The following is a 15,530-nucleotide window of genomic DNA, read 5'->3' on the forward strand; positions in this document are numbered from 1 at the left end:
AGATGCCGAAGACCTGGAAGCGTCATCTGCACCCCAGGCGCGGCGGCGCACCCGGCCCGACGATCAAGCCGGCCGGTCCGGGTGAGACGGAGCTGCGCACCCAGTACGCAGGCAGGATCGAGGAGGTGCTCGCCCACCGCAGGACCGATCCGGCACTGGCGGCTGCGGCACGGGAGCACCTGGCCGGCAGGACCGTTCCGTTGGGGGCGGCGGTGGTGGCGGCCATCCCGGAGGCGGAGCTGTCCACCGGCGAGATGACCGTGCGGTTCGTGGACGCCTGGGTCACGACGTACGGCCTGCCGTTCGCCGTCCAGGCCTTCCTGGATCGCTGCGACATCGGCTTCGGCTCTTCCGCCGGCCGGGGTGGCGTGGTGTCGATGAGCGATTCCCGCTGGTACTTCGACCGTGCTCGGCTGGAGGGCGCCGCCAAGCGGCTGCGCGTGCTGCTCGCCGCCGCACCCGACGCCGCCTACCGGGACGTCGTCGAACTCCTGACCCCGCTGCGCACCACACCGGCACGGCAGGTGATCAGCGCCTATCTCGTGCCGACCGAGCTGGACTGGGTGGCCGCGTGCTGCACCGCCGCCACCGCCGACCAGCACCCCAGGCAGCTCCTCCTGCGCGCCCTGGGTTCACCCGAGCACCTCACGCTGCTGGGTCCGGCGGCACGCATCTCGGTCGCCGACTGCTACTACGTCGAGAACCTCATCACCCTGGCCGAGGGGGTGGGGCCGGCGATCGCGCCGTACCTGGCCGAGGCCTTCGACGAGCACCAGGACGAGAGCCGGCGGCGCAAAGGGCTGCTCGAAGTGCTGGGCCGGCTGCCCGGTGACGAGGCGTTCCGGCTGATGCTGGAGCGTGCCGAGAACCGCCACATGCGGGCCGCGCTGCACGAGACCATGCAGCGTTACCCGGTGCGCGCCCTGCGTGTCCTCGCGACGGCCACGACCGGCGGGGACGCCACCGCCCAGGAGCTGCTGACGGGTCATCTGCGGGCCAACGCCACGCTGGTCGCACGGGTCCGCCAGGAGTTGCCCGCCGAGGTCCGCGCCGTCGTCGAGAAACTGTCCGGGGCGGACGACCGGGTTCCGGAGGCGTCGGCGGACGAGTTGCCCCACGTGCTGGTCGATCCGCCGTGGGCACGCGCCGAGCGCAACCCCAAGCCCGTCGTCCTGAAGGGGCTGGTCGTCCCCGACGAGCCGTCCGTGGCGTGGGCACCCGGCGAGCGCGACGCCTGGCTCCGGACGGAGATCGCGAATCCCGGCAAGAACAGCGTGACGTTGGAGCCCGTCCCGCCGCCCGCTCAACGCGATGGGGCATGGGAGAAGCGGATCGCGAACATCCGGGAAGGGGTGGCGCTCGAGCCTTTTCACAAGGAGCCCTACTGGCAGGCGGGGATGCTTGCGAAGGGGCCCGAAGAGCTGGTCCGACCCGTCCTGCGGGAGTGGACGGCGGATTGGAGCCACCGCGGACTGGGGACCACCGGTCCGTGGAGCCCGAGCAGCTGGCTCCGCCCGCTGGCCGCCCGTTTCGAACTCGACGCCCTGCCGGCCGTGCTGGACTTCGCCCGCTCCCGGCCGGCACACGGCAGCGCCCTGCTGCTGCCGTTCCTTTCCGGTGAGGTCGCCGGCACGGTGGCGCACTGGTTGCTGAACGTCGACTCGGCACGCGAGACGGCAATCGCCTGGTTCGCCCGGCACGGCCGCGCCGCGCTGCCGTTCCTGGTGCCGGTCGCGCTGGGCAGGGCGGGGCGGGCACGCAGGGCCGCCGAGTACGCGCTGCACTTCCTCGCCGACCAGGAAGGCGAGGACGCCGTCGTCGACGTCGCACGCGGTCACGGCGAGCGGGCCGTCGAGCTGGTGGAGGCCCTGCTGGCCGACGACCCGGAGAGCCTGCGTCCCCGCAAGAAGGTCCCCACGCAACTCGGCGTGGACGTCGAAGTCCTCCCGCAGGTGCTGGTACGCGGCCGGGAGCGCGCGTTGCCCGTGCCGGCCGTCCGCCACCTGCTCACCCTGCTGGCGCTCAGCGCACCGGACGGCGAGGACCCCGACCTCGTCACGGTGCTGGAGGCGTGTGACGAGCGTGCGCTGGCCGACTTCGGGTGGGCGCTGTTCCAGCACTGGTGGCAGCACGGCGCGGGCCCACGCCACGCCTGGCAGTTCGCCGCCCTGGGACGGCTCGGGAACGACGGGACGGTACGTCGGCTCGTACCGCTGATCCAGGCCTGGCCGCAGGAGGAGTGCCACCACCACGCGGTCCGTGGACTCGACGTGCTCTCCCGGATCGGCGGTGACCACGCGTTGCGGGCGCTGGACCGCATCGCCCGGCACTCCGAGTACCAGGGTCTGATGAAGCACGCGGGGGAACTGCTGGCCCAGGTGGCGGTGGTCCGGGGACTCACCCCGCGGCAGTTCGACGACCTGCTGGCCCGGGGGACGTGAACGCCCCCGGGGGGACACGAACCACGGGGACTGTCACAGCCGGCTGCCATCATCGAGGCCGTGACCACCGACGATCCCGCAGAGGCACCCGACGGGCTGCTCCGCTCCAGGCTGACGGAACTGCTGAAAGGTGTGCGGCCCTGGGACGACCTGGAGCGCAGCCACCTGGCCACGGCCCTGGAGTGGATCGCAAGCGGGGCTCCGCTGTACCGGACCCGCCCGCCTGACGTCCCGCCGACGCACCTGGTCTGCTACTTCGTCGTCCTGGACGAGACCCGCGGGGAGCTGCTGCTCGTCGCCCATCGCAAGGCGGGACTCTGGCTTCCCACCGGCGGCCACGTCGAGCCCGGGGAAGATCCGTGGGGCACGGTCGGGCGCGAGTGCCGGGAGGAGTTGGCCGTGGACGCCGTTCCTTCGGCGGTCTCGGGCGCGCGGCCGTTCTTCCTCACGATCACGCGCACCCGCGGGCAGCACCGGCACACGGACGTGTCGTTGTGGTACGTGGTGCGGTCGAGCGCGTGCGACATCACTGCGTTCGACGAGGAGGAGTTCGACGCGATCAGGTGGATGTCCCTGCGCCGGGTCCTCGCCGAGCCGGTGACCGCGCTCGATCCCCACATGCATCGGTTCACCCGCAAGCTCCTGGCCGCCCTCGCCGCCGCGTAGTCTCCGCGCCCCGCGGGACTTCCGGGGACGCTCTCCGTCCCCGGAAGGCCCCGGGATGTCACTCCGCCGGCCAGTCCACCTGCGGCGATCGGTAGAAGTTGATGCCGAGCGCCGCCAGCCGTGGGCCCTGGGCCGCGAGCCGCACCCGATAGGCGTCCCAGTCGTGCGTGGCCGCCGGCGACCAGCCGAGCTCGGCGATGCCGAGGAGTCGCGGGAAGGCCATGTACTCGATGTCGGCGGACGTGGTGAGCGTCTCCGACCACAGCGGGGCCTCCACCCCGAGGATCGAGTCCGCCGGGGCGCCGTCGAGGTAGCTGCCCGGGTCCCAGTCGTAGGACCGCTGCACCGACACGAGGCCCGCCCACGACTGGCCGAGCGGGGTGTCCGCGGTGTACTTCATGTCCAGGTAGGCGCGGTCCGCCGGGGAGAGCACGACCTTCGTGCCCGCCTTGGCCGCGTCGACGACCTGCTGCCGTTCCGCCGCGCCGGTCGCGTCGTAGCCCCAGTACTGCGCCACCGCGCCGGGCACCGGGTGCCCGCCGGTCAGCTGGTGCCAGGCCATGACGGTCTTGCCCTGGGCGGTGACCAGCGGCTGCGCCTTGTCCATCAGGGTGACGTAGTCGTCGTGGCTGGTGGAGTGCGCCTCGTCGCCGCCGATGTGCAGGTACCGGCCGGGCGTCAGCCGGGCGAGTTCGGTGAGCACGTCGTCGAGGAAGTCGTAGGTGACCGCCTTCGGCACGCACAGCGAGCTGAAGCCGACGCTCGTGCCGGTGTAGAGCGGGGGCGCCACGCCGTCGCAGTTCAGCTCCGCGTACGAGGCGAGCGCCGCGTTGGTGTGCCCCGGCATGTCGATCTCCGGCACCACTTCCACGTACCGCTCGGCGGCGTACTGCACGAGGTCGGTGTACTGCTCCTTGGTGTAGTAGCCGCCCGGGCCGCCGCCGACCTCCGTGGAGCCGCCGTAGGTGGCCAGCCGCGGCCAGGAGTCGATGGCGATGCGCCAGCCCTGGTCGTCGGAGATGTGCAGGTGCAGTTCGTTGATCTTGTACAGCGCCAGCTGGTCGATGTAGCGCTTGACCTGGTCGACGGTGAAGAAGTGCCGGGAGACGTCGAGCATCGCGCCCCGGTAGGCGTAGCGCGGCACGTCCTCGATGGTGCCGCCCGCGACCTGCCACGGACCGGTCTGCTGCGTGGGCCGTTCCACCGCGGCGGGCAGCAGCTGCCGCAGCGTCTGCACCCCGTGGAAGAGCCCGCTGGGCGCCGCCGCGGTGATGGTGACCGCCTGCGGGGTGCTGGTCAGGCGGTACCCCTCGGTGCCGAGGGCCGCCTGGTCCGGGGCCAGCTCCAGGCGGATGCCGTCGTCGCCGGGCGCGGCGGTGACGGGCAGCGGATAGCCGGTGGAGGGGCGCAGCACGGCGGCGAGGTAGCTGCCGATCCGCGTCACCTCCTGCACCGCGTCCCGCTTCCCCTTCTTGCCTTTCTCGCCCGTACCGCCCTTCCCGCCCGTGTCGTGGCGCTCGCCCTGCGTGCCCTGGGTGGCGGCGTCGGAGGCCGCCCCCGCGGCGACGGCCACCCGAATGGGCGTCCCCTCGGTGATTTCGTAGCCGGCGTCGCCGGGCTTGACGGAGGCGGGGGCCGGCACCACCGAGTCGAGCCCTGCGGCTCGTGGAGTGCGTGCTCCCGGCTGCGCGGCGGCCGGCCCCGCGGTGACCGTGCCCAGGGCGGCCGCGGCGAGCAGCAGCAGCGAGCCGAGGAGCCGGAACGTTCCGTGGTGGTGTCTTACGCGCGCTTTGACCTTCGGGCTCACAAGCGGCTCCCTTCGACTTGGCTGGGTGCTTCGGGCTGCGCGAGGGGGTTCGGGACGCGCAGACAGAGCGGACGTACGAGAGCGATGCACGGAAGAATCGACGTACGGGGAGTGCGGACGTACGGGAGAGCGGCAGAACCGTCCCCATGCGTACCGCGCACCCCATGACCGGTCAAGGTGTAGACCATTCACCCGTTCACAGAAATTCATGCGCAGGATCCGCCGGATTACGCGACACCGGCCGAAGAACACCCGCACGGCCCCTGGTCCAGGCCCCGAGAACCCGTCAGCCCAGCCCCCACGCCCCCTCGACACCCGCCCCGCGGCACCCGTAAGGCGAACATCACACCGCGTTTCCGACGATCCGTGCCCGGAAGCGGGCAGAATTCTTGCGTAAGCCCGGACGGTGCCACAGGATCAACGGGTGCACGACGAACTTGTTGATCATCTGACACGCAGCACGCCGCTCAGCCGCGGCGAGGCGCTGCGGGTGATCCAGGACGTGCTCGCCTACTTCGACGAGACGACCGAGGAGTACGTCCGCCGGCGACACCGCGAGCTCCAGGCCCAGGGCCTGGTGAACACGGCGATCTTCGAGCGGATCGCGGCGGACCTGCCCTACCGGGCGGTGGCCCCGCCGGAGCTGTCCCTCAGACAGCTGCGCCGCATCGTCTACGGCTGACCCTCACAGCCGGCATCGAGAACAGGCAGGCCAGAGGACCGACAAGGGAGAACCATATGTGCGGAATCGTCGGATACATCGGCAGGCGCGACGTGGCGCCGCTGCTGCTGGAAGGACTCCAACGCCTGGAGTACCGCGGCTACGACTCGGCGGGCATCATCGTCACCGGGCCCAAGGCGCCCGGACTGAAGATGATCAAGGCCAAGGGCCGGGTGCGTGAGCTCCAGGCGCGGATCCCGAAGCGGTTCGCGGGCACCACCGGCATCGCCCACACCCGCTGGGCCACCCACGGCGCCCCCTCCGACGCCAACGCACACCCCCATCAGGACGCCGAGGGCAAGGTCGCCGTCGTCCACAACGGCATCATCGACAACGCCTCCGAGCTGCGCGCCAAGCTCGTCGCCGACGGGGTCGAGTTCCTCTCCGAGACGGACACCGAGGTGCTCGCCCATCTGATCGGCCGCAGCGAGGCGCCGACGCTGGAGGAGCGGGTGCAGGCCGCCCTGCGGATCGTCGAGGGCACCTACGGAATCGCCGTCCTGCACGCCGACTTCCCGGACCGCATCGTGGCGGCCCGCAACGGCTCTCCGGTGGTGCTCGGCATCGGCGAGAAGGAGATGTTCATCGCCTCCGACGTGGCCGCGCTGGTCGCCCACACCCGGCAGATCGTCACCCTGGACGACGGCGAGATGGCCACCCTGAAGGCCGACGACTTCCGCACCTACACCATCGAGGGCACCCGCACCACCGCCGAGCCCACCACGGTGGAGTGGGCCGCCGAGTCCTACGACATGGGCGGCCACGACACCTACATGCACAAGGAGGTCTTCGAGCAGGCCGACGCCGTCGACCGGGTGCTGCGCGGCCGGATCGACGACCGGTTCTCCACCGTCCGTCTCGGCGGTCTCAACCTGGACGCACGCGAGGCACGCGGCGTGCGGCGGGTGAAGATCCTCGGCTGCGGCACCTCCTACCACGCGGGCCTGATCGGCGCGCAGCTGATCGAGGAGCTGGCCCGGATCCCCGCGGACGCCGAGCCGGCCTCCGAGTTCCGCTACCGCGACCCGGTCGTGGACCCCGACACGCTGTACGTCGCGGTGTCCCAGTCCGGCGAGACCTACGACGTGCTGGCGGCGGTACAGGAACTCAAGCGCAAGGGCGCCCGGGTGCTGGGCGTGGTGAACGTGGTCGGCTCGGCGATCGCCCGCGAGGCGGACGGCGGCGTGTACGTGCACGCCGGGCCCGAGGTCTGCGTGGTGTCCACCAAGTGCTTCACCAACACCACCGTCGCCTTCGCGCTGCTCGCCCTCCACCTCGGCCGGATCCGGGACCTGTCGGTCTCCGACGGCAGGCGGATCATCGAGGGCCTGCGCCGGCTGCCGGCGCAGATCTCCGAGATCCTCGACCAGGAGGACGCGATCAGGAAGCTGGCCCTGGAGTACGCGGGGGCCAAGTCGATGATGTTCATCGGCCGGGTGCGCGGCTACCCGGTGGCACGGGAGGCCTCGCTGAAGCTCAAGGAGGTCTCGTACATCCACGCCGAGGCGTATCCGGCGTCGGAGCTCAAGCACGGCCCGCTGGCGCTGATCGAACCGGCCCTGCCGACCGTGGCGATCGTCCCCGACGACGACCTGCTGGAGAAGAACCGCGCGGCCCTGGAGGAGATCAAGGCACGCGACGGGCGCATCCTGGCGGTGGCCCACCAGGAGCAGGAGAAGGCCGACCACACGATCGTGGTGCCGAAGAACGAGGACGAGTTGGACCCCATCCTGATGGGCATCCCGCTGCAACTCCTCGCGTACCACACCGCGCTGGCGATGGGCCGCGACATCGACAAGCCCAGGAACCTCGCCAAGTCGGTGACGGTGGAGTAGCCCGAGCGGCACCGCAACGCGCCGGGGACCCGGCTCCGGGGGTGCGGCCCCCGCCGGGCCCGGCGCGCCGTTCAGCTCACGGGATCACGATGACCGGCCGCTGCGCCCGACGGGCCAACCGGCCCGCCACGGAGCCGAAGATGCGGCCGACGATGCCGTGCGTGGAGCCGACGACGATGGCGTCCGCCTCGTACTCGTGACCGACGCCTTCGAGTTCGTGACAGATGTCGCCGCCGCGTTCGACGAGGATCCACGGCACCTCGGACAGGTAGTCGGCACAGGCCAGTTCGAGCCCGAGGACCTCGGTGCGGTGGTCCGGGACGTCGACGAAGACCGGTGGCTCGCAGCCTGCCCAGACCGTGGTCGGCAGCCTGTTGGCGACATGGACGATGATCAGACCGGATTGTGAGCGGTGGGCCATCCCGATCGCGTACGCGAGGGCACGCTCGCTTGATGTGGAGCCGTCGAACCCGACGACGACGCCGTGCTTGAACGCCGGGTCGCACTCGTGACGCGGCTCTGCTGCCGCCAGGGGGTCGGCCGAGGGATCGGCGACCTGCCGTTTGCGGTCCGCTGGGTCGTGGTATTCGTGACCGGCCATCGGTGTCTCGGCGAAGGGAGTCCTCTAGGGAGGGGCGGCTGACGGGATGCTGCTGTCAAGGTGTCCGGAGCACTGGCCGCGGAAACCACGGCAGTTGGCCCCGGAGCGTGTCCGGGAATCATCTTCCCAACCCCATACCCGCAAGGGTACGGCGGCACTCCTCTCCAGCTCAGGCTCAGCTCACGGCTGTACGACGCCGCGGCGGTGTTCCCCGGAGCATGCATGAGTGCATACCCCTATGGCAATGGTTGCTGCTCGGTACAGCCGGTTCCCGGTCTTTCACCACGCGTGCACGCTACCCCAGCACACCGCTCTGACCAGGCAGTATTCCACCGCCGCCGGCCGTGGCCACCGCGTCGCTGCAATACGACGATGCCGGCCCGGGCCGCTGGCCGGCCGGCACTCCGCGCCACCGGGACGACCGGGTGAGCGGCCGGTTCTGGCCCGACTACCGGCCTGGGCGCCCGGGTACCGTCCGGCCGGCCGATGCCCGACCGAAGAAATCCGGAAGCACCCGCCGACCAGCGCGCCCGCGCCCATGCGACCCGCACGGCCCCCACGACTCTCACCTCCCACTCCATTGCCCCCACGTGATCGCTGGCGTACGCCTGGAAGTGAGGGTGTGCGACGGCGCACAACGGGGTGGTACAGCACAATCGTGAATGCGCCGCCTCGGCGACGCGAAAAAGCCCCGCCCCACCCGGCGGAGCCGGGGTGTCCCAGCCAAAAGCCACGCCGCATCCGTGGGCCTGGTCTGCAAATGAGCGCGGGGCCGCACGGGAGCGCACAAGGGCGATAGGGCCCCATGCGGGGCCGTGCGCCGGAAAACCATCCGGTTTGCTGCTGCACTCAACGATGCTTTTCAGCCAACTTATGGACCCCAGTCCAACCTTGGCCGAACCCCTCTCTACCCCCCTGCCCACCAGTAAGGAACGCACCAAGGGGCACACTGTCGCCCTACGGGGACCGGCCACGTAGCCGAGGCCCACTTCCCAGCCGGGCCCTCGGAGTGCAACGCTTCGTGATCGAATGCTTTACGCCAAGTTGCCATGTCGACATAGTGGCGGGCGCCGGAACTGGTCACGTCGGGCCTGCCGGACCCAGTAGATTCGATCATGACTGTCACACGGCGGGGGACTCGTGCAGGACCGAGGGGAAACGTGCAGGAGCGACAGACCCACAGGGTAAGGGGCGCCGCGACCACCGAGGGGGGCTTAGGGACATGAGCCACGACTCCACTGCCGCACCTGAAGCCGCGGCTCGGAAGCTCTCCGGGCGGCGGCGCAGGGAAATCGTCGCCGTGGTGCTCTTCAGCGGCGGCCCCATCTTCGAGAGTTCCATACCGCTGTCCGTCTTCGGTATCGACCGCCAGGACGCCGGAGTGCCGCGCTACCGGCTGCTGGTCTGCTCCGGCGAGGACGGCCCGTTGCGCACCACGGGAGGACTCGAACTCACGGCGCCACACAATCTCGACGCGATCGCCCGCGCAGGCACCGTGGTGGTGCCGGCCTGGCGGTCGATCACCGCGCCACCCCCCGAGGAGGCCCTGGACGCGCTGCGCCGGGCCCACGAGGAGGGCGCGCGCATCGTCGGCCTGTGCACCGGCGCCTTCGTACTCGCCGCAGCCGGCCTGCTCGACGGCCGCCCGGCGACCACGCACTGGATGTACGCGCCCACGCTCGCCAAGCGCTATCCGTCCGTGCACGTCGACCCGCGCGAGCTGGTTCGTGGACGACGGTGACGTGCTCACCTCCGCGGGCACCGCGGCCGGCATCGACCTGTGCCTGCACATCGTGCGCACCGACCACGGGAACGAGGCGGCCGGCGCTCTGGCCCGCCGGCTCGTCGTCCCGCCCCGCAGAAGTGGAGGTCAGGAACGCTACCTGGACAGGTCTTTACCAGAGGAGATCGGCGCCGACCCGCTTGCCGAGGTCGTCGCCTGGGCGCTGGAACACCTCCACGAGCAGTTCGACGTGGAGACCCTGGCCGCGCGGGCGTACATGAGCCGCCGCACCTTCGACCGACGGTTCAGGTCGCTTACCGGGAGCGCTCCCCTGCAATGGTTGATCACCCAGCGGGTGCTCCAGGCACAGCGGCTGCTGGAGACCTCCGACTACTCGGTCGACGAGGTCGCCGGACGCTGCGGCTTCCGCTCCCCGGTGGCCCTGCGCGGACACTTCCGGCGCCAGCTCGGCTCCTCTCCCGCCGCCTACCGGGCCGCCTACCGGGCCCGCCGGCCCGGCGCCGAGAAGCCGTCGGAGCAGGGCACGGGCCAGCATCAGGAGTCCGCGGTGCCGTCCCAGAACCGCCGCTCCACGGGCGGCCCCCTGGGCACGGCGGCCACCCCCGCGCCGGAGAACGGCCGCTCGACGGGCCAGGAGGCATACGCCCCCGGCCGCCCGAGCCTCCCCGGCCAGCGCACGGAAACGGAGCGGTCGGCACCCGGGCGAGTGGGGTGACCGGCCCGCGTGCGGGACGCATGACCGCGTAGTACCTGCCCGGCCCGGGACCGGTTCCCGGGCCGGGCAGGCGCGTGTCCCGCCGGCTCCACCCGCCGCCCGCCGCCCCGCGCGGCCCGCCCCGGCGTCCTGCCGTGCCGCCCACCGGCGCGCCGCCTGTGCCCGGACCCGGGCCGCGTGGAAGATCCCCAGCATCCGCGTGAGGACCGCGGGCGGCTGCACAACAGTTCCGCAGCCAGCCCGTCCCCTGCGGTGGACGGGATCCTTCGAGGGCGCCGTAGGGTGAGAGACATGAACGATCGCATGGTGTGGATCGACTGCGAGATGACCGGGCTCTCGCTGGCGAAAGACGCGCTCATCGAGGTGGCCGCGCTGGTCACCGACTCGGAGCTGAACGTGCTCGGCGACGGTGTGGACATCGTCATCCGCCCACCGGACGCGGCCCTGACGACCATGCCCGACGTCGTGCGGGAGATGCACACCTCCTCCGGACTGCTCGACGAACTGGCCGGGGGCACCACGCTCGCCGACGCCGAGGAGCGCGTCCTGGCGTATGTGCGTGAACACGTCAAGGAGCCGGGGAAGGCCCCGTTGTGCGGTAATTCCGTCGGCACCGACCGCGGCTTCCTCAGCCGCGACATGCCCACGCTGGAGGACTACCTCCACTACCGCATCGTCGACGTCTCCTCGATCAAGGAACTCGCCCGCCGCTGGTACCCCCGGGCGTACTTCAACAGCCCCGAGAAGACCGGCAACCACCGTGCCCTCGCGGACATCCGCGACTCCATCGTGGAGCTGCGGTACTACCGCGAGGCGGTCTTCGTCCCGCAGCCCGGGCCCGACTCGGACACGGCCAAGGCCATAGCGACACGCACCGTGCTCCCGCCCGAGTGACCCGTCCGGCCGGTCCCCCGGGCCCCGGCGGCCCATGACCGGGCTCGGGGGCCCGAGGGACCGGGTGCCGGAGGTGCCGGCCCCCGAGGTGCCGGCCAGGGAAAAAGCCGTGCGCGAGCACCCACCGGGACCCTGTACACTTTTTTTCGGCCGGCAGGGATCCCGCACCGCGTGCGGACGGGGTGCACATACCGGTCATGGTGGGTGTAGCTCAGCTGGTAGAGCACCTGGTTGTGGTCCAGGATGTCGCGGGTTCGAGTCCCGTCACTCACCCCACGAAAAGCCCCTGACTGGCAGAGATGCAAGTCAGGGGCTTTTTCGTCGTCCAGCCTGGCAAACGGCCCGCCCGCCACCGCCGCATTTCTCCCTTTGCGGTCCGCTCCGCGGGCGCCGAGCCACACATCCCGGTCCACGGGCGGCGCGCCAGGCGTCGGGTCCGCGGGACGACGCGGCGAGCGTCCCGGTCCGCTGGTGGCATCCCGGTCCAACGGTGCCAGGGAGGTCCGGATCGGCTCGGCAGGTGGCCGCGCACGACTGCCCGGGCATCCGTCCAAATGCGGTTCTGCCGTGCCAGATTGGGGGGAGCGGACTGTCACATCCGATGAGATGATTTGGGTACCTGATTCGGGCGAGTCATGGAGGGGTGCCCGACGCCTGACGACCTGCTGCCGGCCGGGTTCGCGAGGACCCCTGGCGCAGTGGCCGCTGTCGGCCGCGGCCCCCGACGTGCCACGGGAGTACCGCGCACTACGCCCCCGCCCTGTTCGGTCCGGCCCACCCGGCGAGGAGACATGGTGCAGAAGGTCTTCGACAGCGACGACTTCCCTCCGCAGGACGCTCTTGCCGCATGGGCGGAGGTCACCTCGGATGCCGTGATGCCGACATCCTTCCAACGGCTCGACGATGACATCTTCCACGGGCGGTTGAGTGCGATGTCCTTGGGGCCGGTACAGGCGTCGGTGATCACATACCACTCGTTCCGGTCGTCCCGGACTCCGAAGCTCATCCGCGTATCGGACCCGGAGTGCTTTCACGTCGGGCTCATGCGCTCCGGAAGTCATGTACTGGTGCAGAACCGCCAGCACTGCGCACCGCAGCCGGGCGAGCTCACCTTCTTCGACAGTTCGAGACCCTTCGACTGCTGGGCCGACGGTGAGGACCTGCTCCTCCAACTCCCCCGCCGGCTGCTCCCCCTGTCCGACTGCCACCTCGACCACATGCTGTCCCGCACGTTGTCCGGAACCAGAGGAGTCGGCCGGCTGCTGGCGACCTTCCTGACCCACCTGGCGGAGGACGGAGCCGGCTACAGGCCGCAGGACGGCCCGCGGCTGGGGACGGTCGCCGTGGACCTGGTCACCACCCTCCTTGCGCACTGCCTGGACCGCGAGGACGAGGCTCCCGCCGACTCCCGGCAGCGCGCGATGCACCTGCGCATCACCTCGTTCATCCAGCGCCACCTGGCCGACCCGCGGCTCACCGTGCACGCGATAGCGGCAGCCCACCACATTTCGGTCCGCTCGCTGCACCGGCTCTTCCAGCAACATGACACCAGCGTTCAGGCATGGATTCGCGGTCAGCGTCTTGAGCGCTGCCGGCGGGACCTGGCCGACCCCCTGAAGCGGGACGTCCCGATCGGCGCCATCGCCGCCCGGTGGGGGTTCTCCCGCCCCGCGGACTTCACCCGCGCCTTCCGCACCCACCACGGCATCACCCCCAGCGCCTACCGACACACGGCCCTGGGGGACGGGACTGGCACCCACCGCTAAGCCAGTGGCGCTCATCGCCAACGACTCCCGGGAGGGGCCGTGGCAGAGTCAACGTTCGACGGCGCCAGCCACCGAGTGCGTTGGCGCAAGGCGGCCCGGGGGGACCGCCGCGGGGGGAACTCCTACCCGTTGCCTGCCGGCAACCAGCAGGAGTGACGCTGTGGGGCGGAGAGTGGTCCGCCCCACAGGGGACTGACCAACCGCCCCTTCCTCACATCCTTCCGGCAAGACCCTTTCGGTAGATCGTGCACCAACAGGCACAAGCGGGGCGTATCAGCCCGCGCCTACCGTGCTTGCCAACCGGTACACGGAGGCGCGCACCGTCATCAGGGGGAAGTCATCATCACCACGAACAGGCGAGTAGCGGCGTCACCGGCCGACTCCGCCGTCTTCACGGCCCACGGCATCCCGGACCGGGCGGCCGGCACCCACAGGATCGGACGTCGCCTCAGCCGGCGAACCCGCGGCAGCCGATGAGGGCTGCGGCCGGGCCGACCGGGGCGAGGAACCGTTCAGGCGTGCGTTCGTAGCGTCGCCGCAGGCGTCGCCACCCGGCCGGCAGACACCGCTCTGCCGACGATCCGTTGCCCGCACAGAGCGTGGCCGGACGCTGGGCGCCGCGGGCCACGCCAGGCGCCGATCGCAGGGACCCCACGCGCCAGGGACTTCGAGCCGGGGCCGTCGTCAGCGACCAGGGGAAACCTTGGATCCGTCGTGCCGGGGGCAGGCAGCGGAACGGGACATCGGCCTGGCGCATGAAGCGGGCTTCCCGTGCGGGCGTCCGGCTCGTGATGGTGGCCGTTGCGCGGCGAGCGCCCCTCGCGACCGGAAGGCACCCGAGGGCAGGCAGCGCGTGCCGCCGCCCTGCTCCTGACCCGGGGTGAGCGCGGGCGACGCCGACACCGGGAGGACGGCGGCGGCGGCCGTCCGGTCGTGCGCGGTCGCGCCGAATTACGCGCCCGGAAACCGGCGCCGATTGTCCGGTCATTTCTGCCGGCCGAGCGCCACGCACCAGTGACGGCCGGTTTCTCCCGTGCACGCTCCGGCTGCGCGGCAAAGCCGCAGATATTCGTTGTTCAGCCTCCAGAAACCGTCGCCGTAATTCGACGGAGGACAGGCGGACACACGCACCGGATGTCCGGTGCGCCCTTCCATCCACGCACTACAACAACAACGCGTCACTCGGAGATGAATACCATGCACAGATCGTTCTCTTTGTCATGCCGCACGGCTCCGCCCGCCCTCTGCGGCACCACGACCTTTTCCGCTCGGCGGGCACTTCCCAGCCCGGGCGGGATGTCCGACAATCGGGCCACCGCTGACTGCCGGTGTCGTTCTCGGGTGTTAACGTGTCCGGCCGCCCGCTGACGAGGCGGGCCCTGCCCGTGAACCGGATGCGATGCCCCGAGGACCGGTGGGAGCTGGCCCTCGGGCAGCCGCACCCGTCGCTGGGGCCGGGAGTGCTCCGCTACCGGGGATTCCGGTACGCGCCAGGACTGGTGCACAGGCACTGGGAGATCCCCTGCGGACTGACGACGCTGGTCCTCGGGTTCGGTGCGGCGCTGCGGATCTCGCCGGTGAGCGCACCCCACCGGGCCCGCACCGTGGTGTCCCTGCTCAGCCCGCCGAACACCTGCCCCGTGCTGGGCGAGCACACCGGCGGTATACACGGGGTCGAGGTGGTGTTCGCGCCGTGGGCGGCCTTCGAACTGTTCGGTGTGGCCCTGGACGAGCTGCCCAACCTCGGCGCGGAGCCCGCCGGCGTCCTCGGCATCCGGATCCAGCACCTGTCGGAGCAGCTGGCGCAGGCCCCCGGGTGGCCCTCGCGTTTCGCCATCCTCGACCAGTTCCTGCTGCGCTGCCGGCGGGAGGGCCGGCTCGCATCCGAGCGGGTGGTAGCGGCCTGGCAACGCCTGGAGGAGTCCCGCGGCAGGGTGGAGATCACCGCCCTGGCCGAAAGCATGCAATGGAGCCAGCGCCAACTTGAGCGCAAGTTCAACGAGCAGGTCGGACTCACTCCCAAACGACTGGCCCGGGTGCTGCGCATGCAGCACGCCGCCGCGCTGATCTCGGCCGGCCGCAGGCCCAGCGAGGCGGCGTCCGTCTGCGGGTTCTACGACCAGGCGCACCTGACACGGGAGTTCACCGCGCTGACGGGGCACCCACCCCTGCGCTTCATCTCCGAATACCAGAGCGGAAAGGGATCCGTCGACCGGGCCGCCGGACGGATCACCAGCATTTTGCAGGAGGGCTGAATCCTGCGGTCGAACGGGGATACGCCACAGCGTGAGCCGGTCGGAAAAATACAATGACGGTTTTCTCCAATACCGGCCGACCGGC

Annotated in this window: 9 protein-coding genes, 1 tRNA gene and 1 pseudogene; 9 read left to right on the top strand and 2 right to left on the bottom strand. The window is 71.0% G+C overall.

The genetic code is table 11. The annotated features are described in order from the left end of the window. The first annotated feature begins 2 nt into the window (after positions 1-2). Both NQO67_RS11305 and NQO67_RS11310 read left to right on the top strand, forming a co-directional pair. Positions 3-2,441, top strand: a complete 2,439-nt coding sequence (locus tag NQO67_RS11305) for a hypothetical protein (protein ID WP_255949727.1) — start codon at positions 3-5, stop codon at positions 2,439-2,441. Positions 2,442-2,501: 60 nt separating this feature from the next. Next, positions 2,502-3,107, top strand: coding sequence for an NUDIX hydrolase (locus NQO67_RS11310; protein WP_255949728.1), 606 nt, complete (start codon positions 2,502-2,504; stop codon positions 3,105-3,107). 58 nt (positions 3,108-3,165) lie between these two features. Here NQO67_RS11310 and NQO67_RS11315 read toward each other — a convergent pair whose 3' ends face one another. Continuing rightward, complete coding sequence (locus NQO67_RS11315) at positions 3,166-4,914, bottom strand: beta-N-acetylhexosaminidase (protein WP_308295643.1); 1,749 nt, start codon at positions 4,912-4,914, stop codon at positions 3,166-3,168. A 424-nt stretch (positions 4,915-5,338) separates the two neighbouring features. Here NQO67_RS11315 and NQO67_RS11320 point away from each other — a divergent pair, with 424 nt between their 5' ends. Continuing rightward, on the top strand, positions 5,339-5,596 hold the full coding sequence (locus NQO67_RS11320) for a hypothetical protein (protein WP_255949729.1): 258 nt from the start codon (positions 5,339-5,341) through the stop codon (positions 5,594-5,596). A 56-nt stretch (positions 5,597-5,652) separates the two neighbouring features. Continuing rightward, positions 5,653-7,470 (top strand): glutamine--fructose-6-phosphate transaminase (isomerizing), encoded by a 1,818-nt coding sequence (gene glmS / locus NQO67_RS11325; protein WP_255949730.1) that lies wholly within the window; start codon positions 5,653-5,655, stop codon positions 7,468-7,470. 76 nt (positions 7,471-7,546) lie between these two features. On the opposite strand, the gene NQO67_RS11330 is transcribed toward glmS, so the two are convergent. Further along, the gene (locus tag NQO67_RS11330) at positions 7,547-8,071 is read right to left on the bottom strand and encodes a universal stress protein (protein WP_255949731.1); all 525 of its coding nucleotides are present in this window, start codon (positions 8,069-8,071) and stop codon (positions 7,547-7,549) included. A 1,222-nt stretch (positions 8,072-9,293) separates the two neighbouring features. Here NQO67_RS11330 and NQO67_RS11335 point away from each other — a divergent pair. The 5 genes and pseudogenes from NQO67_RS11335 (at position 9,294) to NQO67_RS11355 (ending at position 15,445) form a co-directional block, all read left to right on the top strand. Then, positions 9,294-10,530 (top strand): annotated as a pseudogene (locus NQO67_RS11335) (GlxA family transcriptional regulator). 291 nt (positions 10,531-10,821) lie between these two features. Continuing rightward, a complete protein-coding gene (orn, locus tag NQO67_RS11340; RefSeq protein ID WP_255949732.1) occupies positions 10,822-11,424 on the top strand; it encodes an oligoribonuclease in 603 nt (200 codons plus the stop codon). A 200-nt stretch (positions 11,425-11,624) separates the two neighbouring features. Next, a tRNA-His gene (locus NQO67_RS11345) sits at positions 11,625-11,700 on the top strand. A gap of 515 nt (positions 11,701-12,215) precedes the next feature. Next, the gene (locus NQO67_RS11350) at positions 12,216-13,190 is read left to right on the top strand and encodes an AraC-like ligand-binding domain-containing protein (protein ID WP_255949733.1); all 975 of its coding nucleotides are present in this window, start codon (positions 12,216-12,218) and stop codon (positions 13,188-13,190) included. A 1,394-nt stretch (positions 13,191-14,584) separates the two neighbouring features. After that, a complete protein-coding gene (locus tag NQO67_RS11355) occupies positions 14,585-15,445 on the top strand; it encodes a helix-turn-helix domain-containing protein (RefSeq protein ID WP_255950017.1) in 861 nt (286 codons plus the stop codon). The last annotated feature ends 85 nt before the right edge of the window (positions 15,446-15,530 follow it).

It is taken from the genome of Streptomyces odontomachi (genome assembly GCF_024435355.1).
Classification (GTDB): Bacteria; Actinomycetota; Actinomycetes; order Streptomycetales; family Streptomycetaceae; genus Streptomyces; species Streptomyces odontomachi.

What these genes read in the sequence shown, in the direction of transcription:
- NQO67_RS11305 (WP_255949727.1), top strand. Translation starts at nt 3, where the DNA reads ATGCCGAAGACCTGGAAGCGTCATCTGCACCCCAGGCGCGGCGGCGCA.
- glmS (WP_255949730.1), top strand. Translation starts at nt 5,653, where the DNA reads ATGTGCGGAATCGTCGGATACATCGGCAGGCGCGACGTGGCGCCGCTG.
- NQO67_RS11330 (WP_255949731.1), bottom strand. Translation starts at nt 8,071, where the DNA reads ATGGCCGGTCACGAATACCACGACCCAGCGGACCGCAAACGGCAGGTC.
- orn (WP_255949732.1), top strand. Translation starts at nt 10,822, where the DNA reads ATGAACGATCGCATGGTGTGGATCGACTGCGAGATGACCGGGCTCTCG.
- NQO67_RS11350 (WP_255949733.1), top strand. Translation starts at nt 12,216, where the DNA reads ATGGTGCAGAAGGTCTTCGACAGCGACGACTTCCCTCCGCAGGACGCT.
- NQO67_RS11355 (WP_255950017.1), top strand. Translation starts at nt 14,585, where the DNA reads ATGCGATGCCCCGAGGACCGGTGGGAGCTGGCCCTCGGGCAGCCGCAC.